Origin of the sequence: Streptomyces sp. MP131-18 (genome assembly GCF_001984575.1) — a bacterium.
Classification (GTDB): Bacteria; Actinomycetota; Actinomycetes; order Streptomycetales; family Streptomycetaceae; genus Streptomyces; species Streptomyces johnsoniae.
Map to the genome: position 1 here is coordinate 2,869,836 of NZ_LZNS01000001.1, position 26,880 is coordinate 2,896,715.

A 26,880-nucleotide genomic window follows, 5' to 3' on the forward strand; every position below is an offset into this window, starting at 1 on the left:
ACGCATGAGTGAGTTGCTGCCCCTCGCCGAGGAGCTGAACGAGTACACGGTGACGCCCGGTGTACTGGGCTTCATCGTCTTCGCGATCCTGGGCGTGGGCGTCTGGATATTGTTGAAGTCCATGAGCAAACACCTGGGAAAGGTCGATTTCACGGAGCAGAAGGGCAGCGCCGACGCAGAGCGGCAGCCCTCCCGTTCCTAGACCCTGTCCTGGCAACGATCACCTCCGGACCCGCCCGTACGGGAGGGTCCGGGGCCCCGGGTCAGGTGATCGGGGCGCCGATCACGTCCCGGGCGGCGCGTCCTGGCACCATGCCGAGACGCCAGGCGGGCCAGCCCGACTCAGGGCCCTGGCCGCGCTCCAGCATCAGGGCGTACGCGTGCGCGGCGTCCGTCAGCCGGGGGTCGCGCCTGGAGTGCGGCTCGCGCAGCAATTGCGCCAGCTCCTCCTGGGCGACCGCCTGGCCGACGTCCGAGCCGCCGGGTGAGGCCAGCGGCAGCAGCGTGCAGCGCAGCAGCTGCGCCCAGTCCGCGCCGCGGGCGTCCGCCCCCTCGCCCCAGCCCGCCGTGAACAGGCTCAGGGCCTCGTCGGCCAGTTGGAGGGCCGGCCCGAGGCGTTCGTTGCCCGCCTCGATGACCGCGAGTTCCACGCAGGACCACGCCTCGCCGTGGCCGACGCCGGCCCGCCGGAAGTCGCGGCGCGCGTCGGTCAGCAGCTGCCGGGCGAAGCCGCTGTTGCGCAGCGATCCGGTGGCCTCCGCCCGCATGTCGCGGGTGATGCGCGCCGAGTGGTGGCGCGCGGAGGCCAGGCCGTAGAGGTCCCGCATCCGGCTGAACATGGTCCGGGCCCGCTCCATCGTGCGCACCGCGCCCGCGGTGTCGCCCGCCTCCTCCAGCGCCTGGCCGAGGTCGTACAGCGTCCACGCCTCGCCGCGCGCGTCCTCCGTCTCCCGGTGCCTGGCCAGCGCGGTCTCCAACTGTTCCTGCGCGGCCGTCGCGTCCCCCGCGTGCACCCGCGCCTGGCCCAGCTCCGTCATCGCCCAGGCAACGCCGCGGACGTCCCTCGACCGCTCGTACAGGTCGAGGGCGAGCCGCAGTTCCCGCTCCGCGGCCGGGATCTCGCCTGCGCACAGCAGGGTCTGGCCCAGCTGGAACCGTGTCCACGCCTCGCCGTGCACGCTGCCGCTGCCCTGGTGGAGCCGCAGCGCCTCGCCCAGCATGCCGCGGGCGGCGACGATCCGGCCCTGTTCGCGCTCGACCGCGGCCAGCGCGTGCAGCGTCCAGGCGCGGTCGCCGTCCAGGACCTGGCCGTCCTGGAGCGCGAGCGCCTCGCGCAGCCGGTCGCCCGCCTCGGTGAGCTGCCCCTGGTGCTGGAGCGTGATGCCCAGGTCGCGCAGGGCGCGGGCGGTGCCCGCCTCGTGCTGCGCGCGCTGGTAGAGGGTGACGACGGAGCTGAGCGTGGAGCGCGCCTTGTCGAGATCGCCGAGCTGCCGGGCGGCGACGCCGGTGCGCCACTGCACGGAGCGGGTCAGCAGGCCCTGGTTGACGGCCTGCGTCAGCTCGTTCAGCTCGCCGAGGCGGTAGAGGTCGCCGCGCAGCAGGCAGTAGTCGCACAGCGCGCCGAGCAGGTGCGAAACGGCCTGGCGGTCGACGCGTTCGTCGGCGTGCCTGAGGGTGGCGGTGATGAAGCTGGTCTCGTCGTCCAGCCAGCGCAGCGCCGCGTCCAGGGAGGCGAAGCCGTGCCCGCCCGCCGCGGCGGGCAGCAGGTCGGCGCGCGTGGAGGTCTTGCCGTCCACCAGCCGGATCACCGTGTCGGCCAGCTCCGCGTAGCTGCGGATCAGCCGTTCCTGCGCGGCGGAACGCTCGCCGTCGCTCTCCTCGTCGAACAGCCGGGCGCGGGCGAAGCGGCGCACCAGGTCGTGCAGGCGGTAGCGGTTGCCGCGGACGTTGCGCAGCAGCCCGGTGCGGGTCAGCTCCTCCAGCTGGCGCGCCGCTTCCTGCTGGCCGACGCCGAGCAGCGCGGCGGCGGCGCGCGCGCCGAGGCTGGCGCGGCCGGCCAGCGCCAGGCGGCGCAGCAGTCTGCGGGCGATCTCCGGCTGGTCGGCATACCGCATGCGCATGACACGCTCGGGCGCGTCGAGTCCGGCGCCCACGTCCCCGTAGGCGGCCAGGTCCTCGGCGAGCCTGGCCGGGTCGCGCTCGTCCAGGGCCGAACCCGCCATCCGCAGCAGCAGCGGGCGGCCGTCGCACAGTTCGGTGACGCGCCGCCACGCCGCCTCGTCGTAAGGGCCCTGGTCGATCGTGGCCCCGTCGGTCACCGAGGCTCGCAGCAGCTCCTCCGACGCCGCCGTCTCCAGCGGGCCGAGCGTCATGTGGTGGACGGACGCGGGCAGTTCGGGGTCGAGGGCGAGCGGCTCGGCCGCGGTGACCAGGATCAGCGAGGCGGAGCGCACGGGCACGAGGGTGCGGACCTGGTCCGCGTCGGTGGCGTCGTCGAGGATGATGACGACGGGCAGTTCGGCGAGATGCCGGTGATAGCGCTCGGCGAGCCGGCGCAGCTGCGCCCCGTCGGTGTCCTGCCCGCTGTTCTCGCGGAACAGCAGCTGTTCGCGGGGCGCGCCGAGGCGGTTCATCAGGTGCAGCAGCGCGTCCCGGGTGCGCAGCGGGTCCTCGCTCTGGCCGCGCAGGTCCACCAGGCAGGCGCCGCGGAAGAGCTCGCGCAGCTCGTGGGCCGCCCACCGGGCCAGCATGGTGCGGCCGGAGCCGGACGGGCCGTGCACGACCACGACCGTGGGCCGCGTCTCGGTTCTGGCGCGGTCGCGGTTGACCCACTGGGTGATCTGCGTGAGCTGGCTGCGGCGCCCGATGAACGGGTGCCCCGGATCGGGCAGGCGGTCGAAGGAACGTGCCAGCACGGCGCGGGCGCGGGCCGCACCGCTCTTGTTCCCGACCCGCTGCTGCGGGCGGCTCTCGCGCTTGTCCCGCAGCGGATCGCGGCGGGGCGCGACGACCCGCTGCTGCTCCAGGTACGGGCGGATGCCGCGCACCTCGACCGCGGAGCGCCAGGCCAGCCGCAACTGCTCGACGCCGCCGGGCTGGTGACGGCTCCCCGCGGTGCGTTCCGCGGACCACAGGTGGGCCACGACGGCCTGTGCGGCGAAGCCGAGGAGCGCGGCGGCGGCGACGATGGCGGCATCGGTGAACGCCGTCGCGGCGGACACGTCGATGCTGCCCACGAGCAGGACGGTCGCGAGCGCGGCGGCGCCCGCCGCCCCGGCGAGGCCGCCGACGGCGCGCGGCGTGAACCGGTCGGCCAGCCGGCCGGGCGCGCTGTCCGCCTCGGCCTGGGCGTACGCCGCGTACTCCTCGTGCGCGGGGCGCACGATCTCCGCCAGCTCCCCCCGAGCGCGTTGCAGCAACTGGGCGCCGTCGATGCGCCCCTCGGAACGGCGCACCTCCTCCTCCACCGCGCGCACCAGCAGCCGGTCGGCTTCTGCCCGGTGTCGTTCGCTCAGCACGGTCTGTGTCTGCCGCATCGGCCTGCCTCCCCGTCAGTCGTCCGAACGCATGCCCAACCCGTCCTGTATCACGCTGGATTCGGTCAGATCGTTGCATGCTGGACGCATACTCGGAACGGAAGAGGGAACAACGGGGCCCCCGTTCGATCGCACAGCAATCGAACGGGGGCCTCGCGCGGCTCGGCCGTCCCGCGGGCGTCCCGCGGGCGCGCCCGTGCTCAGCCGGTGGCGCGCTTGTACTTCCGGACGGCGAGCGTGCGGAAGAGCGCGATGATGGCCACCGAGCAGAGCGCGGAGGCCAGCGCCGGGTGCTGCATGGGCCAGGCGTCGGGCGCCTGGTAGCCCGGCGGCAGATTGCCGAACAGCTCGCGCACGGCGAGGACGATGGCACTGAACGGATTCCACTCGGCGACGGGCTGGAGCCAACCAGGCATGTTCTCCGAGGGGACGAACGCCACGGAGATGAAGGTCAGCGGGAACAGCCACACCAGGCCGCCGGAGGTGGCCGCCTCCGGCGAACGCACCGAAAGGCCGATGAGCGCGCCGATCCACGTGAACGCGTACCCGAAGAGGAGCAGCAGGCCGAAGGCGGCCAGCGCGTTCAGCACGCCGTCGTTGATCCGCCACCCGACGAGGAAGGCGACGATGGCCAAGACCAGCAGGATCACCGCGGTCTGCGCCAGGTCCGCGAACGTGCGCCCCGTGAGGACCGCACCGCGCGCCATGGGCAGCGAACGGAACCGGTCGATGATGCCCTTCTGCATGTCCTCCGCGATACCGGCGCTCGCGCCCGCGGTCGCGAACGTGACCGTCTGCGCGAAGATGCCGCCCATCAGGAACTCCCGGTAGGCGCCCGCGTCGAGCCCCGCACCCGGAATGTTGATCGAGCCGCCGAAGATGTACGAGAACAGCACCACGAACATGATCGGCTGGATGAGGCCGAAAATCACGACCTCGGGAATGCGCAGCATCCGCAGCAGGTTCCGCTTCGCCACGACCAGGGAGTCCCGCATGCTCTGGGCGAACGTGATCCGTTCGCCGCTCGGCTGCGGCGCCCGCCTCGGCGCGGTGCCTTGCGCGGTGATACTCACTGGGTCTCCTCATTCTTCGCCGGGGCGGCGGACGCCGCGGCCCCGCCCGTCGTGTCGGTGCCGCCCGCCGTGCCGGCCGGTGCCGCCTCCTCGGTGGCGTGGCCGGTCAGCGAGATGAAGACGTCGTCGAGCGTCGGGCGGCGCAGGCCGATGTCGTCGATCTCGATGCCGTGGCTGTCCAGCTCGCGGATGACCTCGGCCAGCAGCTTGGCGCCGCCCGCCGCGGGAACGCTCAGCTTCCTGGTGTGCTCCACGAGCGTCGTCTCGCCGTCCCCGAGGCGCCGCAGCACCTCCTCCGCCGTGCCGATGTGCTCGCGGTCGTGCACGACGACCTCGACCACGTCGCCGCCCGTCTGGTCCTTCAGCTGGTCGGAGGTGCCGCGGGCGATGACCTTGCCGTGGTCCACGACGGCGATCGTGTCGGCGAGGTGGTCGGCCTCCTCCAGGTACTGCGTGGTCAGCAGCAGCGTCGTGCCGCCCGCCACCAGCTCCTGGATGACCTCCCACAACTGCTGCCTGTTCCGCGGGTCGAGACCGGTGGTCGGCTCGTCCATGAACATCACGGGCGGGCTGACGACCAGCGCGGCGGCCAGGTCGAGCCGGCGGCGCATGCCGCCGGAGTAGGTCTTCGCGGTGCGGTCGGCGGCCTCCGCCAGGTTGAACCGCTCCAGCAGCTCCGCGGCCCGCCGCTTCGCGTCCCGGCTCGACAGCTGGTAGAGCTGGCCCACCATCTGAAGGTTTTCCCGGCCGGTCAGGTACTCGTCGACGGCGGCGAACTGGCCGGACAGACCTATGGAACGGCGCACCTCGTTCGGATACTTGAGGACGTCGAGTCCCGCGACCTCCGCACGGCCGCTGTCGGGCTGCATGAGCGTGGTCAGGACGCGCACGGTAGTGGTCTTCCCCGCGCCGTTCGGCCCGAGCAGGCCGAGCACGGTGCCCTCAGGAACGTCGATGTCGACGCCGTCCAGTGCCCTGACATCGCCAAAGGTCTTCACCAGACCTTCGGCGTAGATGGCGCCTGGCATGTGGTCTCCCAGTGTGGAATGGCAGGGTTTCAGCGTGACCCGCGAGAGGCGGGGCCGCCAGTGTAGGCTAACGCGATGTATCGCGTTAGTGATTTATTGCGCGGGAGGCCGGCGCCCGCCGCCGGACCGCTCGCCCGCCGTCAGCCGAGGATGCGGTGCCCCGCACGCCGCAGGCCCTCCGTCACCTCCGCGCAGTGCCTCGGCCCCTGGGTCTCCAGCTGAAGCTCGACCTCCGCCTCGCTCACGCCGAGACCCGGATCGGTCCTGACGTGATTGACGGCTAGCACGTTAGCGTCGGCCACTGACAATTCCCCGAGCAGCGCCGCCAGCACCCCCGGCCGGTCCGGCACGCGCAGCCGCAGCGACAGGTAGCGCCCCGCCGCCGCCATCCCGTGCCGCAGGCTGCGGTCGAGGACCACCGGGTCGACGTTCCCGCCCGACAGCACGGCGACCACCGGACCGGTGAACGCCCCGGGATCGCTCAGCAGCGCCGCCACCGGGCTGGCACCCGCGGGCTCCACGACCAGCTTGGCCCGTTCGAGGCACAGCAGCAGCGCGCGGGAGAGCGCGTCCTCCGAGACGGTGCGCACCTCGTCCACCAGGTCGGCGATGATCCGGAACGGCACGTCGCCCGGCCTGCCGACCTTCATCCCGTCCGCCATCGTCGACACCTCGGGCAGCGCCACCGGCCGCCCCGCCGCCAGCGAGGGCGGGTAGGCCGCCGAGCCCTCCGCCTGCACCCCGACGATCCGCACGTCGGGCCGCAGCGACTTCACCGCGAGCGCCACCCCGGCCGCGAGGCCGCCGCCGCCGACGCCCACCACGATGGTGCGTACCTCGGGGCACTGCTCCAGGATCTCCAGGCCGAGCGTGCCCTGGCCGGCCACCACGTCCGGGTGGTCGAAGGGGTGGATGAGCACCGCCCCCGTCGTCTCGGCGTACTCCTGCGCCGCGGCCAGCGTCTCGTCCACCACCTGCCCGTGCGGCCGCACCTCGGCGCCGTACTCCCGGGTCGCCGCCACCTTCGGCAGCGGCGCGCCCACGGGCATGAACACCGTCGAGCGCACGCCCAGCAGCTCCGCGGCGAGCGCCACGCCCTGCGCGTGGTTCCCCGCGCTCGCCGCGACCACGCCGCGGGCGCGCTCGGCCGCGTCGAGGCCCGCGATCCTGGTGTACGCGCCGCGGAGCTTGAACGAGCCGGTCCGCTGGAGGTTTTCGCATTTGAGCCGGACGGGGGCGCCGATCAGCCGGCCTAGATGACGGCTGCCCTCCAGCGCCGTCACGCGCGTGATGCCGGTGAGCGTCTTCTGGGCGGCGAGCACGTCGGCCAGGCCGGGCCGGTGGGGAGCGGACATGCCGCAAGTCTCGCAGGCGCCCGCGGCACGGGCCCGGCCGGTGCACTCCGACCGCCGCCGCCGGATTGGCCATTGGGCATTCGCGGGCCCGCCGGGCGGCGTACGCTGTGCCAACCCCCGACCTACTCCGGTTCCGCCGACCCACCCCAGGACATGACGCCCGAATCGACGACAGACCACCTGCCCGACGTCACGGTGCTCGACGCACTCCAGCACGAGGTGGCCCTCTTCGCGCGGCGCGCCGAGCAGACCCGCCTCGGCGGGCTCGGCGCGGCGCGCGACTCGATGGACCGCGCGGCCTACCTGCTGCTCAGCAGGCTCGACCAGGACGGACCCGCCGGGGTCAAGGCCCTGGCCGCCCGGCTCGGCATCGACTCCTCGACGGTCACGCGGCAGGTCGCCCCGCTGGTCGACGCGGGCCTCGTCCACCGCACCGCGGACCCGGCGGACGGCCGTGCCGTGGTCCTGGCCCTCTCGCCGCCCGGCGCCGACCGCCTCGCCGAGGTGCGCTCCTCGCGCCGCCGGCTGATCGCCGTGCTCACCGCGGACTGGACCGGGGAGGAGCGCGCAGCCTTCCGCACGCTCCTCACTCGCTTCAATGCATCCGTCACGCGGCTCCAGGCCGCCGGGGCGGAGACCGGTCCCGAGACCGGTCCCGGGAGCGGCACGTAGGCCGGTCCCGAGACCGGCCGGTCCGCGCCTTTCAGCCGAGAGCCCGGGTGAGGTCGTCCAGGAGGTCGTCCACGGCCTCGATACCGACCGAGAGCCGCACCAGATCGCCTGGCACCTCGAGCGCGGAGCCCGCCACCGAGGCGTGCGTCATGCGGCCGGGGTGCTCGATCAGCGACTCGACGCCGCCCAGGGACTCGGCCAGCGTGAACAGCCGCGTCCGGTTGCACACCTCGACCGCCGCCGCCTCGCCGCCCGCCACCCGGAACGACACCATCCCGCCGAAGCCGCGCATCTGCTTCGCGGCCGTCTCGTGCCCCGGATGCGCGGGCAGGCCCGGGTAGTACACCTGGAGCACCTTCGGGTGCACCGTCAGGGCCTCCGCGATCCGCCCCGCGTTCTGCCCGTGCCGGTCCATCCGCACGGCCAGCGTCTTGATGCCGCGCATCACCAGCCACGAGTCGAACGGACCCGCGATGGCACCCATCGCGTTCTGGTGGAACGCCAGTTCCTCGCCCAGCCCCGTGTCCGACGTGACCAGCGCGCCGCCCACCACGTCGGAGTGCCCGCCCAGGTACTTGGTCGTGGAATACACCACCACATCGGCGCCCAGCGCCAGCGGCTGCTGGAGGTACGGGCTGGCGAACGTGTTGTCGACGACCAGTCGCGCCCCCGCCGTCCTGGCGAGGTCCGCCACCACGGCGATGTCCGTGATGCCCAGCAGCGGGTTGGACGGGGTCTCCACCCACACCAGCTTCGTCTCCGGCCGCAGCGCGGCCCGCACCGACGCCGGGTCCGTGGTGTCCGCCACCGACCACTCCACGCCCCAGCGCTCGACGACCTTGGCCACGAGCCGGAACGTGCCGCCGTAGGCGTCGTTCGGGATCAGCAGATGGTCCCCCGGCTTCAGCACCGTGCGCAGCAGGCAGTCCTCCGCGGCAAGGCCCGAGGCGAACGCCAGCGCCCGCACCCCGCCCTCGATCGCCGCCAGATTCTCCTCAAGGGCGGTACGGGTCGGGTTCGCGGACCGGCTGTACTCGTAACCGCCGCGCAGCCCCCCGACGCCGTCCTGCTTGAACGTCGAGGACTGATGAATGGGCGGGACCACCGCCCCGGTGACCGCGTCGGGCTCCTGCCCGGCGTGGATGGCGGCGGTCTCGAAGTGGCGCCGCAAACGCTGCTCGTTCATGACTCCACGGTAGTGCGCCGTACGGTGGAGTCACTGCCGTATCCGGCTCGCCACCGCACCCGGCATAAGGTGTTCACACACGCCGGGCCGCTATGCACCACACACGCCGAACGAGGGGGAGCCGCGCCGCCATGGAAGCCTTGTTGCTGCTGATCGTCCTGGTCACCGTCTTCGGTGTCGTCATCATGCCCATGCTGCGCCGGCGCAGGGAGCGCCAGGAGTTCGAACGCACCGCGGCGGCGGCCGAGGCGCAGACCGGCCCGCCGGGCCGGACCCGCGACCCCCTCTCGCTGGCCAAGGACGGCGACCCGGCCGCCGCCACCGGGCTCGTTCCCGTCGAGCAGCTCGACGTGCGCCTGCCAGGGCCCGACGAGGAGCTGGTCACGGCCCTCGACGAGGCGCAGCGCACCCAGGGCTGGCGGCCCGTGGGCCAGCTTCTCGCCCTCACCGACGACAGCGAGCAGCGCTGGCAGCGCGTGCAGTCGCTGGCCGGCGCCGCGGCCATGGAGCTGGCCACCTGGCGCTCCGCGGGCGAGCCGCCCGGCGGGAAGGACGCGGGCTGGCTGCGCACGTGGCGCGCCGAGGAGCCGAACGACGCGGGCGGCGCGCAGGTGTACGCGCAGTTCCTGGTGTGGCAGGCCATGGCCGACCCGGGCGCGGCCGAGCACCGCATCATCCTGGAGGAGGCCCGCACGGTCTGCGCCGAGGCGGCCCGGCTGGCGCCGGACGACCCGGCCCCGTACATCACGGAGCTGTTCATCGCCCGCGGGCTCAGCTACCGCAAGCCGGACTTCGAGGCGCTGTGGGGCAACATCACGCAGCGTGACCCCGCGCATATGGGCGCCCACCTCGCCGCACTGCCCTACCTGTCCGAGAAGTGGCACGGCTCCCGCGCGCAGGCCGACGCGTTCGCCACGTCCGCGGCGGCCGGCGCACCCAAGGGCAGCCTGCTGGCGGCCCTGCCGCTGTTCGCGGTCTACGACCACCTGCCCGACGTGCAGCTTTCGCAGGGGATGTACCAGGGCGCGGTGGTCTCGGACGCGATCGAGGCGGCCCAGTTCGCGGTGAACAGCGTCCGTGCCGGTCACCCGGTGGAGCCGCACGTGCGCCACCTGCTGCTGTGTTTCCTGGTGCGCGCGGAGCGGTACCCGGAGGCGGCGGAACAGGTACGGGCGATCGACGGTTATGTAGGAGCGATCCCCTGGGTGGACGGCGAGAACCCGGCCGGGCAGTACGCCGCCTACCGCGCCATGGCCATCGCCCGACAGTGAGCAGAGGAAGACCGATAACCATGCTGCATGCCTTCAAGACGCGCATCCCGACCAGCGAGGAAGCACTCCCCGGCCGGGACCGGCTCCCGTTCTCCGTCCCGGAGCGGCACACCGTCCTGGGCACCGCCCTCCAGGGGCCCTACCCGGAGGGCTTCGAGGTGGCCGATTTCGCACTCGGCTGCTTCTGGGGCGCCGAGCGGCGCTTCTGGCAGACCGAGGGCGTCTGGACCACCCTGGTCGGCTACCAGGGCGGCACGACGGCCAACCCGACGTACGAAGAGGTGTGCTCCGGCATGACCGGCCACACCGAGGCGGTGCGGGTCGTCCACGACCCGGCGAAGGTCAGCTACACCGACCTGCTGAAGGTCTTCTGGGAGTCGCACGACCCGACCCAGGGCTTCCGCCAGGGCAACGACATCGGCACCCAGTACCGCTCGGCGATCCACACCCACTCCGACGCCCAGCAGACGGCGGCCGAGGAGTCCAGGGCCGCCTACCAGAAGGTCCTCGCGGACTCCGGCTACGGCGAGATCACCACAGAGATCCTCCCCGCGGCCCCCCGCCCCTTCTACCCGGCCGAGGGCTACCACCAGCAGTACCTGGACAAGAACCCGGCCGGCTACTGCGGCCTCGGCGGCACGGGCCTCGCCTGCCCGATCGGCGTGGCGCGGGCCTGAGCGGCCGGCGGCCTCCGGCGGGCGCGGCGGGCGCGGCGGGCGCGGCGGGCGCGGCGTCCGCGAGTAGGTACTGAACGTCCGTTGCCGGGGTAGACGGTCTTCCGGACGCGCAGGGGCCGGCCGTCCTCTTCCAGCGCTGCCCGGCCTCGCCCGACCGGTGGGCGTACCACGCCGCGGGCGTCCGGGAGCCGATGGCCGGAGAGAGAAAGATGCTGGTGGAAGGCAAGTTCACGCCCTCCTATCGACAGTCTTGATGCAAGCATCGATTTCGTTCGCCAGCGGATCGTGGACTGGCAATTGCCCGCACTCGTAGATTTCAGTTCGTCAGCTTCTCCGACCTTCGGACGGAAGTAATGAACGAGCTATCCCAGAGATCTGCAAGGCGTTTCATCGTCACCAGCGTGTCGTCGGATGCCCACATGTGGAACCTCGTTTTCCTCCAGTTGCTGCTGGAAGAGCGGGGTGGCGAGGTGGTGAACCTCGGAGCGTGCGTTCCGGACGACCTGATCCTTGCCGAGTGCCGCAAACACCGCCCCGACGCCCTGGTGGTGAGCACCGTGAACGGCCACGGCCACCTGGACGGGCTCCGGCTCATCGAGAAGATCCGGTCCGATGCCGAACTGGCCGACGTGCGCGTCGTCATCGGCGGAAAGCTCGGCATCCGGGGGTCGGAAAATGCCCGGTTCGGCGCCGAGCTGGTAGCGGCGGGATTCGACGCGGCATTCGAGGCGGAGGCAGGACTCGCCGAATTCGATAACTTTCTTGGCACGCTTGAAGAGGGCTCCGTCCGTGAACTCGCGGTGACGGGGACGGGGGTTTGAAATGAACAGCGTGATGAGCAGCGCGGTGCCCGCCGCGCCCGCTGCGGCCGCACAGTCGCCCGTCGTGCCCGCACGTGGCCGGTTCTCCCGTTTCGTCCGGCGCAGCCACGAGCAGGGGCGCCTGGTGGTGCAGCCGCGGATGGGCTTCGCCGACACGGCGGCCATGCGGCGCGGCCTGGAGGCGGTACGGGCGGTGCACGGAGCCTCCGTCGGCACCGTTACCGTCGACAGCTATACCCGGGTCAACGACCATGACTCCGCCCGGCGGGCCCTGGAGCGCGGCGACGATCTGAACGGATATCCGGTCGTGGCCCACGGCATGGAGGAGACGGGCCGACTGCTTCGGGGAGTGGCCGGTGAGGACTTCCCCGTCCAGTTCCGCCACGGCTCCGCCCTTCCGCGGGACTTGTTCTCGGCGCTGGCCCGCGTGGGCGCGGACGCCACCGAGGGCGGCCCGGTCTCGTACTGCCTCCCCTACAGCCGCGTGCCACTGCCGCAGGCGACGGCGGCCTGGGCCGAGTGCTGCCGTGTCCTGGCGGACCAGGAGGGGACGGTACACCTGGAGAGCTTCGGTGGCTGCATGCTGGGACAGCTGTGCCCGCCGAGCCTGCTGATCGCCCTCAGCATCCTGGAGGGCATGTTCTTCCGCGAGCACGGGCTGCGGAGCATCTCGGTCAGCTACGCGCAGCAGACCAGCCCCGAGCAGGATCTCGAAGCGCTCGCCGCACTGCGCCGGCTGGCCGCGGAACTGCTGGGAGACGTCGACTGGCACGTGGTGCTCTACACATACATGGGCGTGTTCCCCAGGACGCCGCTGGGCGCCTACCGGATGCTGGAGGACAGCGTCCGTCTCGCGGTCCGCAGTGGTACCGAGCGGCTGATCGTGAAGACCGCGGTGGAGGCGTACCGGATTCCGACCATCGAGGAGAACGTGGACGCCCTGGAGTTCGCCGCCGCCGTGGCGGTGGACGAGCGGAGCCAGGCACCGGCCGGGCAGCCCGTCCCGCGGACCGGCATCTACGAGGAGGCGCTCGCGCTGATCACGTCGACGCTGAGCTTCGGCGACGACGTCGGGTCCGCGCTGGTGGGCGCGTTCGCCCGCGGGCACCTGGATGTGCCGTACTGCCTGCACCAGGACAACGCCAACCGGTCGCGCGCGGCCATCGACCCCGCGGGCACGCTGCGCTGGTCCGATCCGGGAGCGATGCCCGTGACCGCCTCGGGCGGATACGGCCGCGGTCCTGTCACGGCGCGCTCACTGCTCGACATGCTCGGCTACAACGAACGCCGGTTCGACAGCGAGGTGCTGGTCGGCGCGGCGATGAGGGGGCTGCTGTGATGACCGGGACGACCAGCACGCTGAACGCGGTGCGTGCCCACGGCAAGGTCCGGGCGGTGGTCAGCCAGGGCATCCGCGGGCTGTCCCTGCCGGACGGGCAGGGCTCGTGGAGCGGGCTCGACGCGGATGTCGCCCGCGCGGTGGCCGTGGCGGTGCTCGGCGACGCCGGTGGCGTGGAGTGGCTGCCGACCGACCCGGCCGAGCGGCTGACGCGGCTCGTCTCGGGCGCGGCGGACGTGGCCACCTGCAACCTGTCGTGGACGCTCGGACGGGAGGCCGCCGAGCCCGTTCTGTTCGCCGGGATCACCTGCTATGACGGGGAGGGCTTCCTGGTCAGGACCACGGACGCGATATCCGGCCCCGAGCAACTGGCCGGGCGGCGGGTGGCCATACAGGCAGGGACCACCACCGCGAGCAATCTGGCGGCCTGGTTCGGAGCGCGCGGGCTCCAGGTCGAGCCCATTGCCTATGCCACCCCCGCCGAGGCACTGGCCGCCTATGCGGACGGCGCGTGCTCGGCGTACGTCCTGGACCGCATCGCGCTGGCCGGCGCCCGTGCCACGCTGCCCCGCCCGGCGGACCATACCGTGCTGGAGGCCGCCATCTCCCGCGAGCCCATGGCACTCGCCGTCCGCGATGACGACCCGGCCTGGTTCCGGGTGTGCCGGTGGGTGCTCCAGTTCCTCATCGGCGCAGAACACGCCGTCCGCGAGGAGGGTTCGCCGCGGGCGGCGCAGGCCGCCGCCGACCAGGCGGGCAAACACGGCCAGGCACTGGGCCTGGACGAGGACTGGGCCCGTCGCGTACTGGACGCCGTCGGCACCTACGGCGACGTCTACGACCGCAACCTCGGCGCGGCTTCCGGCCTGGACATCGGCCGCGGCCCGAACGCCCCGTGGGCCGACGGAGGTCTGCATTACCCCCTGCCCCTGCACTGACGTTCCACCTGCTCGCGCCGGCCGATCGGCAGCCTCGATGAGGGCATCGATTTCGTTCCCCAGGGGAGCGTGGACCGGGCCCCGCCAGAGCTCGTAGCTTTTCCATACGCCAGCTTCTCGGAGCGGACGATGGGGGACCATCGCGACGCTGCCGACCGGCACCGCCCCACCTCATCTTCCGCCCCGCACCGACTTCCGCACCGAACGCCGGAAGAACGGGATTGCCCCCAGATCAGGAGTATGACATGAGCACGACAGAAACGCCCATGCGTCCGGAGACGCGCGGAGCGATCGAACTGACGGCGGCCATGCTGCTGTCGGGCACCCTCGGCGTCTTCGTCGTCGAGTCCGGCGCCTCCCCGTTCAACGTGGTCTTCTACCGCTGCGTGTTCGGCACCTTCTTCCTCGGCCTGTACTGCCTGATCCGCGGCTTCTTCAAGAACCACGGCTTCACCGCGAAGAAGCTCGGCCTGGCCGCACTCGGCGGCGTGTTCATCGTCTTCAACTGGGCGTTCCTCTTCGAGTCCTACGAGTCGACGTCCATCTCGGTGGCCACCGTCGTCTACCACACCCAACCATTCTTCGTGGTCCTGCTCGGGGCTGTGCTGTTCAAGGACCGCATCACCGCGCACAAGGCGGGCTGGCTGGTCGTCGCCTTCCTGGGCCTCATCCTCGTCGCCGGCGTCTCCTCCTCCGACCTCTCCGGTGACAGCGCCTACCTGACCGGCCTCGGATACGCCCTGCTGGCCGCCCTCTTCTACGGTCTGTCGACGATCATCACCAAGCGCGTCACCGGAGTGCGGCCCCACCTCGTCGCCCTCGTCCAGGTGCTGCTGGGCATCCCGCTGCTGCTGCCCTTCACCCAGCTCAGCGAGAGCGCCCAGTTCGGCTCCGGCTGGGCCTGGCTCGTCGGCCTCGGCGTCATCCACACCGGCGTCATGTACGTCCTGATGTACTCCTCGTACCAGAAGCTGCCCACCTCGAAGATCGCCGTGCTGGCCTTCGTGTACCCGGCCGCCGCCATGATCTGCGACTGGGCGGTCTACGGGCACCACGTCTCCTGGACCCAGGCGCTGGGCATCCCGCTCATCGTCGGCGCCTCCCTCGGTATCAGCCTCGGCTGGCGCCCCCGCCTGCGCCCGGCCCCCGTCTCCACGGCCCCGGCGCAGTCAGGACCGGACACCACGGCCGCGGAGGAAGCGAAGGAACTCGCCGCCACCGCCCCGGCACAGGACTCCGCCGCCCGCAAGCGCACCACCGTCTGAGAGGAAACCCCCGCCATGCCTCGCGTCACCGATCCCACCGCACCGCGTGTCGCCATGGTCGGCGCCACCGGAGTGGTCGGCACCACCCTCCTCCAGCTCATCGAGGAACGCGACTTCCGTTACCGCGAACTGCACCTGGTCGCCTCCGCCCGCTCGGCCGGGCGCGAGGTGACCGCGGAGGGCCACACCTACCGGGTGCAGGACCTGGACGGCTTCGACTTCTCCGGCGTCGACGTCGCCTTCTTCTCCGCCGGGGCCGGCGTGAGCAGGACCTTCGCGGTGAAGGCCGCCGCCCAGGGGGCCCTGGTCATCGACAACACCAGCGCCTTCCGGATGGACCCCGACAGCCCGCTGGTCGTTCCGCAGGTCAACGCACACGAGCTGGACGCCCGCCCGGCCAGTGGCATCATCGCCAACCCGAACTGCTCCACCATCCCGCTGGTCCGGCTGCTCGCGCCGATCCAGGAGCGCTGGGGCATACGTCAGGCCGTCGTCAGCACCTACCAGGCGGCCTCGGGCGCGGGCTACTCCGGCATCGAGGAGCTGCGCGCCGGCGCCCGCACCGTTCTCGACGATCCCGACAGCGCCGGCGTGACCGGAACGTTCACCCCGTCCCTCGCCTTTGATGTCATCCCGAGCATCGACCGCCTCCTGGACGACGGCTTCACCTTCGAAGAGCAGAAGATGCTCCAGGAATCCCGCAAGATCCTCGGGCTGCCGCACCTGGACGTCACCACCACCTGTGTGCGCGTGCCCGTGGTCAACAGCCACTCCGAGGCGGCCTGGGTCGAGTGCCACAACCCGGTCGACCGCGACGAGCTCGTCGGACTGCTGGCCGAGCAGTCCGAGGTCACCGTCCACGACGGCAGGACCGCGGGCGCCTTCCCCACTCCCCGCACCGCGGGGGACCCGAACCACGTCCACGTCGGCCGCATCCGCGTCTCCCCGCACAACCCGCGCGGCTTCTGGCTGTGGATCGTCGCCGACAACGTGCGCATCGGCGCGGCGCTCAACGCGCTGCAGATCGCCGAGGCCCTCACCCTGCGAGGTGTGCTGTGACCTCACCCGCCGTCCTCAAGTTCGGAGGCTCCACCTTCCCCGCCCTCCAGTCCTACGCCGACCTCGCCACGGCCCTGAGCCAGCGAATAGCGGACGAGCAGCGGCCCCTGGCCGTCGTGGTCAGCGCCATGCCAGGCGAGACCGAAAAGCTCCGGTCCATGCTCCACCAGGCCAACCCGCAGCCGGATGACGCCACCGGAGCCGGACTGCTGACCCTGCCCGACACGATCAGCGCCCACCTGCTGTCCACCGCCCTGCACCGGGCCGGGATCACGGCGACCGTGCTCGCCGGACACCAGCAGGGCCTGGTCACCGACGCCACGTTCATGTGGGCCAGGGTGGAACGGCTGGATGCCGCCCCGCTGCGGCAGGCCCTCGACCAGCACCAGGTCGTCATCATCCCCGGCGGCCAGGCCGCCGACCAGCACGGCCGTCCCACCTGGCTCGGCAAGAACAGCTCCGACCTGTCAGCCGTCCTCGTCGCCGCGGCGCTGGGCGCCGAACGCTGCGAGGTGCACTCGGACGTCGACGGCATCTACAGCGCGGACCCGAACGCGGTCAGCGGCGCCCGCCTGCTGTCCGAGGTGGCGTACGACGTCGCCGCCCTGATGTCGCTGTACGGCGCCAAGGTCCTGCACCGCAGGTCGGTCAGGACCGCCAAGCAGCACGGCATCACGCTGGTCTGCCGCCACAACCGGGCGCCCTTCCCCTCCGGCACGGTCATCGGCAGCTTGGGCGCTCCGACCGCGAGCGTCGTGCTGAACACGAAATCCACGGTCCTCGCCTACGACACCACGGCTCAGGCGGACCTGGCGCACAGCATCTTCCACACCGAAGGAATCGACACCGTACGCCTGGAGGACGGGCCGCACCTCATCATCGTCGGCGGCTACCTGGACATCGAACGCTTCCAGCGCGCCCACGATCTGCCCCGGGCCCGCGTGCTGGGCATCCCCGTCACCGAGATCACCGGAAGCCGCGCCATCACCCACATCGCCGACGAGCCCGAGCAGGCCCGCCGGCTCGCGCAGAAACTCCACGACGCACTGCCGGAACCCGCCGTCGGAATCCGGGTCCTGTGAACCACCGAACGCACCACCACCTGCACAGCCACCCGAACCACCGCACTCACCACCATGCCGAAGGAGCCACCATCATGAGCACGCCCACTCTTCAGACCAGCACCCACGCGCCGCAGACCCTGGGCCGGATCGAACTGCCGGACGCCGTCCGCGACTCGATCGGGCAGGCGCTCGCCGTCGCGCCGGACCCCGACCTGGACATCGACCGCTCCATGGCGCGCTACCACCAGATCTTTGCCACCCTGCCCCTCGAACTGCTCCAGCAGATCCTCGACTTCGGCCGCCACAGCGACACCCCCGGCGTCGGCTACGTGCGCAACCTGCCCGTCGACGCCGAGCTGCCTGCCACACCGGCGAACGGCGGCCCGGCCACCGGCAAGAAGACGTTCGTCGCCGAAGGCGTCCTGCTCGGCCTGTCCGGCCTGCTCGGCGAGCCGGTCGGCTTCCTGACGGAGAAGAACGGGCAACTCGTCCACGACGTCATACCCGTCGCGGGCGGCGCGACGTCCCAGACCAACCAGGGTTCGACCGTCTTCCTCAACTTCCACAACGACATCGTTCACGACGCCATCGGCCGCTACGACGTCAGCAACCCCGACTTCCTCGTCCTCAGCTGCTTGCGCGCCGACCACGAAGGCGTCGCCGCCACCCACTACGCCGACGCCAGGGATGTCGTCCGTGCCCTCGACTCCCGCACCTACGAGCTGCTGCGCAGCCCGCTGTTCCGCCTCAACGCCCCCGGCAGCTACGTGCGCGACGTGGCCGGCGGACGCGAGGTGCTCTCCGACCTGGTCCCCATGATCAGCGGGCCCGAGCACTTTCCGGAGATCTCGGCCTCCGCCAACGGCGTCCGTGCCATGACCACCGCGGCCGAAGCGGCCCTGGACCGCCTCCAGGCCGCCTGCCGCGAGACCGCCCACCAGGTCTACCTGCGCCCCGGGGAGGCGCTGCTGATCAACAACCGCAAGGGCCTGCACGCCCGCACCCCGTTCACCGCCCGTTATGACGGCGCCGATCGCTGGCTTCAGCGGAGTTACGTGCGCCGCAGCCAGTGGTCCATCCGCTACCGGCAGACCGAGGACAACCGCCGCGTCCACTACTGACCGGTCCCGTGGGGGGTGGGGGCGAGCCGGGGCCCCCACCCCCCACTCCGCGGGCACAACGAGCAAGAACGAGCGGGAACGACCAGCAAGAACAACGAGCGAGAACAACGAGCGAGAACGACGGGCAGGAACACGAGGAGGACACACTCATGGACGTCACGACCGCCGTACTGAGCCGCCGGAGTGCCCACACACTCGTGGAACCGGCCCCTGACGACGAGGAGTTCACCTACCTGCTCCGGGCCGCGGCCACCGCCCCCGACCACGGCCGGCTCCGCCCCTGGCGGTGGATACTGGTGCGCGGCGAAGGACGCACCGCGCTCGGCCGCTGCCTCGCCGACGACAGCCCCGCGCCCGGCCTCCGGCGGGATCAGGCGGAGGCCAAGACCCGCCGGGCGCCGCTCCTGGCCACCCTGGTGTTCAGGCCGGTGACCGACCACCGCGTGCCCGAGTGGGAACAGCTGGCCGCCACCAGCGCCATGACCGGCTTCCTGAGCCTCCTGCTGCACGCCCGCGGGTTCGGAAGCATCTGGCGCACGGGCAGGTTCACCGAATCCGCGCAGGCCCGCGGCCTGCTCGGCCTGCAGCCGACGGAACGCCTGCTGGGCTGGCTGTACATCGGCACCCCGGGCGAGCCGCAAGCGCCCAAGCGGCGGAAAGCCGACGACGTCACCGACCGGATCTCCGTCTTCGCTCCCGAACTGGTGAGCGTGTGAGGCGCCTTGACGGGCCGCCCGCACCGGCGCCGCCGGCCGGCTCAGCCGGACTCGGCCAGCGACATGTCCTCCCGCATCAGCCGCACCGCCTGGTCGATGAACAGCTTCAGCTCCCGTGACAGCCGCCGGCCGCTGCGCCACGCCAGCTGCGTGTGGACGGAGAACGGGGCTTCCCACCCCAGCTGCGTCATCTCGCCCTTCTCCAGCTCCCCGGCCACGGTCACCGAAGGCAGCAGGGCGACCCCCAGCCCGGACGTCACGCCCCTCTTGATCGCCTCTATGGTTCCGAACTCGAGGAAGGGAATCGTCCCTTCGACCCGCAGCTCCTCCTCGAACAGGTCGCGGTACGCGCATCCGGCCTCGGTCGCCAGGATGGACGCCGCTCTCAGATCGGCGAGGGATAAGCCGTTCCGTCCTGCCAGGGGGTGCCCCGGGGCCGCCACGAGCACCAGCGGCTCCTCCGCCAGCACCACGGTCTCCAGGCCCTGGTGCCGGGTCTCCTGCTCCATGAGGAAGCCGATGTCGAAGATGCCCTGGCGCAGCGCGTAGCAGGTCTCGGCGCACAGGCTCGGCCGCAGCGAGAGCTGCACCTTCGGGTAGCGATGATGGAAGAACTCCAGTAACGGTGGCATCCGGTACGAGGTGATACTCTCCATCGTGCCGATCATCAAGGTGCCCGACGGCCCGCCTCCACCGGCGAGATCCGCGCGTGCCGCGTCGGTCAGCGCCAGGATCTGCTCGGCGTACTCCAGCAGCTTCTCACCGGCAGCCGTCAGCCTGATCCGCCCGCCGAGCCGGTCGAAAAGCTCGACGCCCAGTGATGTCTCCAGCGCGCGAATCTGCGTCGTCACACTTGACTGTGCGTAGCTCAGCTCCTCCGCGGCGCGGGTGAAGCTCATCAGCGTCGCGACCTTCTGGAACGTCACCAGATGGCGAATCTCCACGGTACCCCCTGTGTTGAACATTCTGCCGAGAAAAGCATGCCTTCAACACGGGCTCCCCGCAGCACTCTCAAAGGCGACAAACGCCTAGGTATAGACCTCCCATCGAAATAGCGCGATGTGACGTTCGCCACTTGACATCTTCGCGTTGCAGTGGCACTCAACCCCCTCATCTACGGCGGCGCAACACGCGTCACCCGGGCACAGCGCCCTCTGCCGGCAGCGAATCTGCTACCGGCCGATAGCTCCCCTTTTCCACCGCAATCGGCTCCACAGTGGAGACATCGCGGCGGCATGGCCGCGTCCACATCAGGATCAGGAGGACCGATGCCATCACTCCTCACCGGGCCGGGTCCGGCCCCGGCGCCGAGGGCGGAAGAGGGGGACACCCCGGCGACGCGTTTCGACGACCACCTGTCCACCCAGCTGCTGACCCAGCGGATCGTGTTCCTCGGCACGCAGGTCGACGAGGTCTCCGCGAACCGGATCTGCGCCCAGTTGCTGCTGCTCTCCGCGGAGAACCCGCGGTCCGACATCAGCTTCTACATCAACAGCCCCGGCGGCTCCGTCTCGGCGGGGCTCGCGATCTACGACACGATGCAGCTGATCCCCAACGACGTGTCGACCCTCGCCCTGGGCTTCGCCGCCAGCATGGGGCAGTTCCTGCTCGCGGTCGGCACCCCCGGGAAGCGCCACGCACTGCCGCACGCGCGGATCATGATGCACCAGCCCTCCGGGGGCATCGGCGGTACCACCGCCGACATCGCCATCCAGGCGGAGAACCTGGAGTTCACCAAGAAAACCATCGAACGGATCACCGCCCGGCACACCGGCCAGACCGAGGAGACCATCTCCCGCGACGGCGATCGCGACCGGTGGTTCACCGCCCAGCAGGCCAAGGAGTACGGCATGGTCGACCACGTCGTCTCCTCCCTGACCGACGTCCGGCCGACCGGCACCCAGCGCAGGGCGGGGTTCTGACATGAGCCAGTACACGATCCCGACCGTCGTCGAACGCACCCCGAACGGCGAACGGGCCTACGACATCTACAGCCGGCTGCTGTCCGAGCGGGTCATCTTCCTCGGCACCGAGATCGACGACGGCGTCGCGAACGTCGTCATCGCCCAGCTCCTCCACCTGGAATCCTCAAGCCCGGACCGCGAAATCGCCATCTACATCAACTCACCCGGCGGCTCGTTCACCTCACTCATGGCCATCTACGACACCATGACGTTCATAGGCGCCCCGATCTCGACATTCTGCGTCGGCCAGGCCGCCTCCACCGCCGCGGTGCTCCTGGCCGGCGGCGACCCGGGACGACGCGTCGTACTCGAACACGCACGCGTGCTCCTCGGCCAGCCGGCGAGCCGCGGACAGCAGGGAACCGTCTCCGACCTCAGCGTCCAGGCCAAGGAGATGATGCGGATCCGCGCACAGGTCGAGGAAGTCCTCTCCCGCCACACACGGCACGACGTGGCCACCCTCCGGGCGGACATGGACCGGGACAAGGTATTCACCGCACAGGAGGCCGTGGCCTACGGACTCGCCGACCAGGTACTCAGCCGCCGCACACCGGAGAAAGGACGCTGAGTCCTCCGCCGCCACAGCCGCTCAGGCGGCCAGCAGCACAGGCCCGGAGGACACAGCCGCCCGCGGCCCGGCCGGGCGGCCCCTTCCGGTCAGCTCCGTAAGGGACGTGGCCCGGCCGTCCTCGGCGGTCGGCGCGGGGGCGGGGCCCGCCCGCCTGACGGGGGCCGGGCGGGCCACCTCGTCGTGCGCGAGGGCGAGGAGGTCGGCCAGGCCCAGGCCGAGGGCCTGGGCGGCGGCCGCGAGGACTTCGGACGACGCCTCCTTGCGGCCCCGCTCCAGCTCCGAGAGATACGGCATGGAGATGCGGGCCGCCTCGGCCACGTCCTTGAGCGTGCGCTCCTGGGCCCGGCGTTCGCGGCGCAGGACGTCGCCGACGACGTGCCGCCACAGGGGCTCCTTGGCCGGGCTGCCGGGCCCCGGCGCGGCGGGGGCCGTGGCTGGGGCCGCGGCCGTAGCTGGGGCCCCGGCCGTGGCCGAGCGCAGGGGGATGACGCGGGCTTCGTTCGGCACGTTGCTGCTGCTCACCCGTTCAGATTAGAAGCCACGCGCCGGGACGGCACCGCGCCGCATTCCGCCCCCCGCGAAACCGGGACGCCGGCCCCGCCCCGGGGTCCGGACGCCGGGGTCTCGCGCGGATCAACCGAAGTTGACGTCGCTGCAAATGTAGTAGGACTGGTCCAGGTGCGCGGCCTGCCAGATGGTGAAGACCACGTGGTGTCCGCTGCGGCCCGAGGTGCTGACCTCGATGTTGTTGATCTCCCCGGGCGGCATGCTCCCGGTTTCGGCCACGAGTTCGAGGTCGTCCCAGCCGAGCGGCTGCGTCTTCGGGTCGTAGCCCTGCTTGCTGACGTAGACCTGGAAGTAGTCGGTGCCGTGGTGGGCCTGATCCTGGAACACGACGGTGAAGTCGTCGGTCACGTCCGTCGTCTGCCACGCGCCCGGGGTGTCCATCGATGCGTAGCGGCCGTCCGCGGTCAGCCCGGCGCTGCACAGCTGGCCGTCGGGGATCGCACCCCTGTGGTCGCCGCCGACGTTCTCGCGGAACAGGCTGTTCCAGTTCCACATGGCGTTGGTGTCGTCCTGCCACGCCTCCCAGCACATGGGGTCCTGCTGCGCCATGGCCGGGTTCTGGAAGTCGTCGCCCCAGCGTTCCCAGCAGCCGTAGTTGCGGGACGGCGGGTCGATGACGGAGCCGTGGGCCGCGGCCGTGTCGGCCCACGGGATGAGGAAGAGCAGGGCGGCCGACAGCAGCGCGAGGACGCGCAGCGGGCCTCGGGCGGACAGCGCGGGTACAGCTGAGCTCATTGCGTTCTCCATCTTCCGGCTGTGGGGTTCCGGCTGGGAGCGCTCCCATAGATCAACGAGGCCCTACCCGGCACCCGTCGACTGAAACGTTCAATCCCCTCAGGGGACCGGCGCCTCGCGCGGCAGCAGGCGCGCGGCCCTCAAGTCCTGCCACAGCCCCCCGGGGACGGGGTGGGCGAGGAACGCCGCGTTCTGCTCGACCTCATCCGGCGTCCGGGCGCCGACGACGACCGTCGCGACCGCCGGGTGGGCCAGTGGGAAGCGCAGCGCGGCGGCCAGCGGCGGCACCCCGTACCGCGCGCAGATGCCGCGGATCGCCGCGACGCGGGCGCGCAGCAGCGGCGGAACGTTCCGGTAACCGTGCGGGGCACCGGGCGTGGGGTCGGCCAGCAGCCCGGACTGGAAGACGCCCGCCGCCATGACCGCGACCCCGCGCCGCGCGCACAGCGGCAGCAACTCGTCGAGTCCTGACTGGTCGAGCAGGGTGTAACGGCCCGCGAGCAGGATGCAGTCCGGGCCGGGCTCGGGCGCCTCGCGCAGGAAGCGGGCCGCGACATCCGCGTGATTCACGCCCAGCGAGACGGCCCCCACGGTGCCCGCCCGGCGCAGCTCGGCCAGGGCGCGGTAGGCGTCGGCGAGCGCGGCCGGGTAGTCCTCGTCGGGGTCGTGGATGTGCAGCACGTCGACCCGGTCGAGGCCGAGCCGGTCCAGGCTCTCGGCCAGCGAACGCAGCACCGCGGCGTACGAATAATCCAGGCGCGGCCCGAGCCCGGGAGGCGGGTCCGCCCAGATCTCCTGCGTATCGGGGCCGTTCGGCTCGATCAGGCGCCCCACCTTCGTGCACAGCACGAACCGGTCGCGCGGGCGCGGCGCGAGGGCCGCGCCGGCGTACGCCTCTGAGCGCCCGTAGCCGTACACGGGGGCGGTGTCGTACAGCCGCACGCCGAGCCGCCAGGCGCGATCGACGGTGGCGGCGGCCTGCTCGGCGGGAACGGGCACGAACAGCCCGCCGATGGACGCCAGTCCGAGCCCGAGACGGCTGACCTTCAGCCCGGTGCGGCCGAGCGGAACGAGTTCACCGGCGCGCACGGCCCGCCGCCCTCGACCTCGCGGCCGTCGCCCTCACCATCGCCGCCGCCCTCACCATCGCCGCCGCCGTCGGAACGGCGGGCGCCGGCTCCGGGCTAGCCGGCGGCGCCGTCATGGCCCCCGCCCCAGGTGCCGTTGGGGAGGCGGGAAACGGCGGCCAGCGTGGCACCGGTCTGGGCCAGCGGGTCCGGGCCGATCGGCCGCAGCACCACGGTGGAGGCACCGGCCTGCCACAGCTCCTGAACGCGGGCGGCGGCCGTGCCGGGATCACCCGCGGCCAGGAACGACTCCGCGGGCGGGATGCCGAGCCAGCCCGCCTGCGCCTCAAGGACGGGACGGGTGCGGTCGGGGTCGTCCGGCACGCAGAGATGGGTGAAGACGATCAGCTCGTGCGGGCGGCTTGCCGCGGCGGCCTCCCGTCCGCGGGTGATGTGGGGCAGCGCGGCGGCGATCTGCCGCGGACCCTGGCCCTCCGCGAGGATGGTGCCGTCCGCGGCCCGGCCGGACAGTTCGAGGGAACGCGGGCGTACCACGCCCGTCACGACCGGCGGCGGCTCGGCGGGCGGATGCACCAGGCGAACGCCATCGATGTGCACGGCCCGCCCGTCGACGTTGGCCTCCTCACCGGCGAGGAGCGTGCGCACGGTGGTGACGGTCTCCTCGAGCAGCGCGAGCGGGCTGGCGGGCGCCGCACCGACCTGCGCCATCCATTCGGGCACGCCGTGCCCGATCCCGGCGATGAGGCGGCCGGGGAACGCGCGGGCCAGGGTGGCGAGCTCCATGCCCAGCAGGGCCGGGTTGCGCAGCGGCGCGGGGGCGATGCCGATGCCGACGCGGAGGCGGGAGGTCGCGGCCAGGGCCAGCGCCGCCGAGGCGACGGCCCCGGCCCACGTCAGATCCTCGACCACCCACAGGTCGTCCGCCCCCTGTTCCTCCACCGCGGCGGCGAAATGGGCGAGGTCTTCTGGGCGTTGGTCCCGGTCGAACATCACGCCGAGGCGGAGCCTGCCGGTCGTCACAGTGGTCACGGGTCCCACCGTACGGGCAGGACATGGCGCCGTTCCATCCGGATACCCGCGGGGCGGGCGGGGCGCGTTGTCCGCGCGCCCCGCGGGTGGTTGTGCGGAGATCAGACGGCCTGCGCGCCGGGGCGGCCGGGCTCGACGATGAACCGGGCGGCCGTCTCGACGGGCGCGCCGGGGGTGGTGACATAGGGAACGACGCGGTAATCGGCCCGGAGTTCGCGCCCGGTGGCGCGCATGACCGTGTAGCCGCGCTGCGAGTTGTGCCACTTCAGGTGCGGGTTGACGCCCGCGGTGAGCCAGTCGTGGCCGACCTGGTCCATGGGGGCGCCGTCCTTGCCGGAGCTGATGGACGTACCGGCGAACTCGGTGGCGACGACCGGCGATGCCTCGTCACCGAAGTCGAGCTTCAGATCGGCGACCACGCTCCGGTGGATGTCGCCGGTCAGCACCACGGGGTTGGCGACGCCACGCCCGTGCAGGCCGGTCAGGAGCCGGTCGCGTGCGGCGGTGTAGCCGTCCCACATGTCGAGGCCGGAGGAGAGGACGGCGGGGTCGGGGTCCTGGTCGACCTGGGCGATGAGGGTCTGGTTGGCGAGCACGTTCCACGTGGCCCCGGAGCGCGCCGCGCCGTCGAGCAGCCACCGTTCCTGCGCGGCGCCCAGCATGGTGCGCGCGGGGTCGCTGCGCTCGGTGTCGCAGCCGGGCTTGGTGCCGTCACCGCAGACCTGGTCGTCGCGGTAGGAACGGGAGTCGAGCACGTGCAGGTCGAGCACGCCGCCGAACGGCAGCCGCCGGTACATGCGCACCGCCGATCCGTTCGGCTTCTGCGGCAGGCGGAGCGGCAGGTGCTCGTAGTACGCCTGGAAGGCGGCGGCCTTGCGTGCGCGGAAGCTGGCGATGTCCGCGTCGGGGAAGCCGTCGGTGTCGATGGCGGCGATGTCGGCTGCCCAGTTGTTCTCCACCTCGTGGTCGTCCCAGGTGAGAATCCAGGGGAACGCCCCGTGGGCGGACTGGAGATCGGCGTCGAGCTTGGTGAGCGCGTGCCGGTTGCGGTACTCGGCGAGGGTGTACGTCTCACGCTGGAAGGAGGCGTCCAGCTCCATGCCGCGGACCCCGGCGGTCGCGCCGACGCCGTACTCGTACTGGTAGTCGCCGAGGTGGACGACGAAGTCGAGGTTCTCCTCGGCCATGTGGCGGTAGGCGGTGTAGAAACCCTCGTACCAGCACTGGCAGGAGGCGAAGGCGAACGAGACCTCCGTGCCGCTCCCCTGGTCGTGCGGGGAGGGCGCGGTGCGGGTGCGGCCCGTCCGGCTGACCTCGCCGCCCGCGCGGAAGCGGTAGAAGTAGTCGCGGCCCGGGGCCAGTCCCGCGACCTCCACGTGGACGGAGTGGCCGAGCTCGGGCACGGCTTGGGCGATGCCCTGACGTGCCACGTCGCGGAAGCGTTCGTCGTGGGCGACCTGCCACTGCACGGCAACACGGCGCTCGGGCATGCCGCCCCGGCCGTCAACGGCGAGCGGGTCGGGGGCGAGGCGCGTCCACAGGACGACCCCGTCGGGCTCCGGGTCGCCGGAGGCCACGCCGAGGCGGAAGGGGTCCCCGGCGAAGCGAGGGCTGGCCCAGGCGGTGCCGTTGCTGAACCCGGCGGCGAAGAGGCCGAGCGCGGCCGTTCCGGCTCCGGCGCTACCGAGGAGGCGGCGTCTGGTGAGATCCATCGAAGAACCTGCCCGTCTGTGCACGGTGGTACTGACGGGCCGCCACGATCGTGGCGCGCGATGACGTTCGGGTGGAGGCTCGCCCTACGTTTC

The 26,880-nt window shown here is 71.9% G+C and carries 25 protein-coding genes; 14 read left to right on the forward strand and 11 right to left on the reverse strand.

What is annotated here, in order from left to right:
• Nucleotides 1-4 precede the first annotated feature (4 nt).
• Nucleotides 5-202, forward strand: a complete 198-nt coding sequence (locus STBA_RS12655; protein ID WP_077059348.1) for a hypothetical protein — start codon at nt 5-7, stop codon at nt 200-202.
• Nucleotides 203-263: 61 nt separating this feature from the next.
• Here STBA_RS12655 and STBA_RS12660 read toward each other — a convergent pair whose 3' ends face one another.
• The 4 genes from STBA_RS12660 to ilvA all read right to left on the reverse strand — a co-directional run bounded on the left by STBA_RS12660 (nt 264) and on the right by ilvA (nt 6,992).
• Nucleotides 264-3,536 (reverse strand): tetratricopeptide repeat protein, encoded by a 3,273-nt coding sequence (locus STBA_RS12660; protein WP_171987698.1) that lies wholly within the window; start codon nt 3,534-3,536, stop codon nt 264-266.
• Between the two features lie 200 nt (nt 3,537-3,736).
• The gene (locus tag STBA_RS12665; RefSeq protein WP_079252393.1) at nt 3,737-4,531 is read right to left on the reverse strand and encodes an ABC transporter permease; all 795 of its coding nucleotides are present in this window, start codon (nt 4,529-4,531) and stop codon (nt 3,737-3,739) included.
• Nucleotides 4,532-4,605: 74 nt separating this feature from the next.
• Nucleotides 4,606-5,637, reverse strand: coding sequence for an ATP-binding cassette domain-containing protein (locus STBA_RS12670; protein ID WP_077059349.1), 1,032 nt, complete (start codon nt 5,635-5,637; stop codon nt 4,606-4,608).
• Nucleotides 5,638-5,777: 140 nt separating this feature from the next.
• Nucleotides 5,778-6,992: a threonine ammonia-lyase gene (ilvA, locus tag STBA_RS12675; RefSeq protein WP_077059350.1), complete on the reverse strand. Its 1,215-nt coding sequence runs from the start codon at nt 6,990-6,992 to the stop codon at nt 5,778-5,780.
• A gap of 153 nt (nt 6,993-7,145) precedes the next feature.
• On the opposite strand from ilvA, the gene STBA_RS12680 reads away from it, so the two are divergent.
• Nucleotides 7,146-7,664, forward strand: a complete 519-nt coding sequence (locus STBA_RS12680) for a MarR family winged helix-turn-helix transcriptional regulator (RefSeq protein ID WP_077059351.1) — start codon at nt 7,146-7,148, stop codon at nt 7,662-7,664.
• A 31-nt stretch (nt 7,665-7,695) separates the two neighbouring features.
• Here the strand turns inward: STBA_RS12680 and STBA_RS12685 are convergent, their stop codons facing one another.
• Nucleotides 7,696-8,850 carry a cystathionine gamma-synthase gene (locus STBA_RS12685; protein ID WP_077059352.1) on the reverse strand — a complete coding sequence of 385 codons (1,155 nt, stop codon included), beginning with the start codon at nt 8,848-8,850 and terminating at the stop codon, nt 7,696-7,698.
• A gap of 131 nt (nt 8,851-8,981) precedes the next feature.
• On the opposite strand from STBA_RS12685, the gene STBA_RS12690 reads away from it, so the two are divergent.
• The 10 genes from STBA_RS12690 (at nt 8,982) to STBA_RS12735 (ending at nt 19,121) form a co-directional block, all read left to right on the forward strand.
• Nucleotides 8,982-10,121, forward strand: coding sequence for a hypothetical protein (locus tag STBA_RS12690; RefSeq protein WP_077059353.1), 1,140 nt, complete (start codon nt 8,982-8,984; stop codon nt 10,119-10,121).
• Nucleotides 10,122-10,141: 20 nt separating this feature from the next.
• Nucleotides 10,142-10,798: a peptide-methionine (S)-S-oxide reductase MsrA gene (gene msrA, locus STBA_RS12695; RefSeq protein ID WP_077059354.1), complete on the forward strand. Its 657-nt coding sequence runs from the start codon at nt 10,142-10,144 to the stop codon at nt 10,796-10,798.
• A 353-nt stretch (nt 10,799-11,151) separates the two neighbouring features.
• Nucleotides 11,152-11,619, forward strand: a complete 468-nt coding sequence (locus STBA_RS12700; protein WP_077059355.1) for a cobalamin-dependent protein — start codon at nt 11,152-11,154, stop codon at nt 11,617-11,619.
• Nucleotides 11,620-11,632: 13 nt separating this feature from the next.
• A complete protein-coding gene (locus tag STBA_RS12705; RefSeq protein ID WP_079251881.1) occupies nt 11,633-12,958 on the forward strand; it encodes a methylaspartate mutase in 1,326 nt (441 codons plus the stop codon).
• A complete protein-coding gene (locus tag STBA_RS12710) occupies nt 12,958-13,896 on the forward strand; it encodes a transporter substrate-binding domain-containing protein (RefSeq protein WP_077059356.1) in 939 nt (312 codons plus the stop codon). Before STBA_RS12705 ends, STBA_RS12710 begins: the two co-directional genes overlap by 1 nt.
• 245 nt (nt 13,897-14,141) lie before the next feature.
• Nucleotides 14,142-15,161: a DMT family transporter gene (locus tag STBA_RS12715; protein WP_253194698.1), complete on the forward strand. Its 1,020-nt coding sequence runs from the start codon at nt 14,142-14,144 to the stop codon at nt 15,159-15,161.
• A gap of 15 nt (nt 15,162-15,176) precedes the next feature.
• Nucleotides 15,177-16,220, forward strand: a complete 1,044-nt coding sequence (locus STBA_RS12720) for an aspartate-semialdehyde dehydrogenase (protein WP_077059357.1) — start codon at nt 15,177-15,179, stop codon at nt 16,218-16,220.
• On the forward strand, nt 16,217-17,302 hold the full coding sequence (locus STBA_RS12725; RefSeq protein WP_077059358.1) for an aspartate kinase: 1,086 nt from the start codon (nt 16,217-16,219) through the stop codon (nt 17,300-17,302). The genes STBA_RS12720 and STBA_RS12725 overlap by 4 nt, the downstream gene beginning before the upstream one ends.
• A 74-nt stretch (nt 17,303-17,376) precedes the next feature.
• Nucleotides 17,377-18,405 (forward strand): TauD/TfdA family dioxygenase, encoded by a 1,029-nt coding sequence (locus tag STBA_RS12730; RefSeq protein ID WP_077059359.1) that lies wholly within the window; start codon nt 17,377-17,379, stop codon nt 18,403-18,405.
• Nucleotides 18,406-18,554: 149 nt separating this feature from the next.
• The gene (locus tag STBA_RS12735; RefSeq protein WP_077059360.1) at nt 18,555-19,121 is read left to right on the forward strand and encodes a nitroreductase; all 567 of its coding nucleotides are present in this window, start codon (nt 18,555-18,557) and stop codon (nt 19,119-19,121) included.
• A gap of 41 nt (nt 19,122-19,162) precedes the next feature.
• On the opposite strand, the gene STBA_RS12740 is transcribed toward STBA_RS12735, so the two are convergent.
• Complete coding sequence (locus tag STBA_RS12740) at nt 19,163-20,065, reverse strand: LysR family transcriptional regulator (protein WP_077063286.1); 903 nt, start codon at nt 20,063-20,065, stop codon at nt 19,163-19,165.
• Between the two features lie 324 nt (nt 20,066-20,389).
• Here STBA_RS12740 and STBA_RS12745 point away from each other — a divergent pair, with 324 nt between their 5' ends.
• Together STBA_RS12745 and STBA_RS12750 are read left to right on the forward strand one after the other, a co-directional pair.
• Nucleotides 20,390-21,043, forward strand: a complete 654-nt coding sequence (locus tag STBA_RS12745) for an ATP-dependent Clp protease proteolytic subunit (RefSeq protein ID WP_077059361.1) — start codon at nt 20,390-20,392, stop codon at nt 21,041-21,043.
• A 1-nt stretch (nt 21,044) separates the two neighbouring features.
• Nucleotides 21,045-21,653, forward strand: coding sequence for an ATP-dependent Clp protease proteolytic subunit (locus tag STBA_RS12750; protein WP_077059362.1), 609 nt, complete (start codon nt 21,045-21,047; stop codon nt 21,651-21,653).
• A gap of 21 nt (nt 21,654-21,674) precedes the next feature.
• Here STBA_RS12750 and STBA_RS12755 read toward each other — a convergent pair whose 3' ends face one another.
• From STBA_RS12755 to STBA_RS12775, 5 genes are all read right to left on the reverse strand, one after another.
• Entirely contained in the window at nt 21,675-22,163 is a 489-nt protein-coding gene (locus STBA_RS12755) for a helix-turn-helix transcriptional regulator (protein ID WP_107485037.1), read from the reverse strand.
• A gap of 126 nt (nt 22,164-22,289) precedes the next feature.
• Nucleotides 22,290-22,958, reverse strand: a complete 669-nt coding sequence (locus STBA_RS12760) for a lytic polysaccharide monooxygenase (RefSeq protein ID WP_077059363.1) — start codon at nt 22,956-22,958, stop codon at nt 22,290-22,292.
• A 99-nt stretch (nt 22,959-23,057) separates the two neighbouring features.
• Nucleotides 23,058-24,047 carry an aldo/keto reductase gene (locus STBA_RS12765; RefSeq protein ID WP_077059364.1) on the reverse strand — a complete coding sequence of 330 codons (990 nt, stop codon included), beginning with the start codon at nt 24,045-24,047 and terminating at the stop codon, nt 23,058-23,060.
• Between the two features lie 95 nt (nt 24,048-24,142).
• The gene (locus STBA_RS12770) at nt 24,143-25,036 is read right to left on the reverse strand and encodes an LLM class flavin-dependent oxidoreductase (protein WP_077063287.1); all 894 of its coding nucleotides are present in this window, start codon (nt 25,034-25,036) and stop codon (nt 24,143-24,145) included.
• A 140-nt stretch (nt 25,037-25,176) separates the two neighbouring features.
• A complete protein-coding gene (locus STBA_RS12775; protein WP_077059365.1) occupies nt 25,177-26,787 on the reverse strand; it encodes an alkaline phosphatase D family protein in 1,611 nt (536 codons plus the stop codon).
• Nucleotides 26,788-26,880 lie beyond the last annotated feature (93 nt).

Bases quoted from the DNA above. Each gene is read 5' to 3' on its own strand.
- STBA_RS12655 (WP_077059348.1), top strand. From the start codon at position 5: ATGAGTGAGTTGCTGCCCCTCGCCGAGGAGCTGAACGAGTACACGGTG.
- STBA_RS12660 (WP_171987698.1), bottom strand. From the start codon at position 3,536: ATGCGGCAGACACAGACCGTGCTGAGCGAACGACACCGGGCAGAAGCC.
- STBA_RS12665 (WP_079252393.1), bottom strand. From the start codon at position 4,531: ATGCGGGACTCCCTGGTCGTGGCGAAGCGGAACCTGCTGCGGATGCTG.
- STBA_RS12670 (WP_077059349.1), bottom strand. From the start codon at position 5,637: ATGCCAGGCGCCATCTACGCCGAAGGTCTGGTGAAGACCTTTGGCGAT.
- ilvA (WP_077059350.1), bottom strand. From the start codon at position 6,992: ATGTCCGCTCCCCACCGGCCCGGCCTGGCCGACGTGCTCGCCGCCCAG.
- STBA_RS12680 (WP_077059351.1), top strand. From the start codon at position 7,146: ATGACGCCCGAATCGACGACAGACCACCTGCCCGACGTCACGGTGCTC.
- STBA_RS12685 (WP_077059352.1), bottom strand. From the start codon at position 8,850: ATGAACGAGCAGCGTTTGCGGCGCCACTTCGAGACCGCCGCCATCCAC.
- STBA_RS12690 (WP_077059353.1), top strand. From the start codon at position 8,982: ATGGAAGCCTTGTTGCTGCTGATCGTCCTGGTCACCGTCTTCGGTGTC.
- msrA (WP_077059354.1), top strand. From the start codon at position 10,142: ATGCTGCATGCCTTCAAGACGCGCATCCCGACCAGCGAGGAAGCACTC.
- STBA_RS12700 (WP_077059355.1), top strand. From the start codon at position 11,152: ATGAACGAGCTATCCCAGAGATCTGCAAGGCGTTTCATCGTCACCAGC.
- STBA_RS12705 (WP_079251881.1), top strand. From the start codon at position 11,633: ATGAGCAGCGCGGTGCCCGCCGCGCCCGCTGCGGCCGCACAGTCGCCC.
- STBA_RS12710 (WP_077059356.1), top strand. From the start codon at position 12,958: ATGACCGGGACGACCAGCACGCTGAACGCGGTGCGTGCCCACGGCAAG.
- STBA_RS12715 (WP_253194698.1), top strand. From the start codon at position 14,142: ATGAGCACGACAGAAACGCCCATGCGTCCGGAGACGCGCGGAGCGATC.
- STBA_RS12720 (WP_077059357.1), top strand. From the start codon at position 15,177: ATGCCTCGCGTCACCGATCCCACCGCACCGCGTGTCGCCATGGTCGGC.
- STBA_RS12730 (WP_077059359.1), top strand. From the start codon at position 17,377: ATGAGCACGCCCACTCTTCAGACCAGCACCCACGCGCCGCAGACCCTG.
- STBA_RS12735 (WP_077059360.1), top strand. From the start codon at position 18,555: ATGGACGTCACGACCGCCGTACTGAGCCGCCGGAGTGCCCACACACTC.
- STBA_RS12745 (WP_077059361.1), top strand. From the start codon at position 20,390: ATGCCATCACTCCTCACCGGGCCGGGTCCGGCCCCGGCGCCGAGGGCG.
- STBA_RS12750 (WP_077059362.1), top strand. From the start codon at position 21,045: ATGAGCCAGTACACGATCCCGACCGTCGTCGAACGCACCCCGAACGGC.
- STBA_RS12760 (WP_077059363.1), bottom strand. From the start codon at position 22,958: ATGAGCTCAGCTGTACCCGCGCTGTCCGCCCGAGGCCCGCTGCGCGTC.
- STBA_RS12770 (WP_077063287.1), bottom strand. From the start codon at position 25,036: ATGTTCGACCGGGACCAACGCCCAGAAGACCTCGCCCATTTCGCCGCC.
- STBA_RS12775 (WP_077059365.1), bottom strand. From the start codon at position 26,787: ATGGATCTCACCAGACGCCGCCTCCTCGGTAGCGCCGGAGCCGGAACG.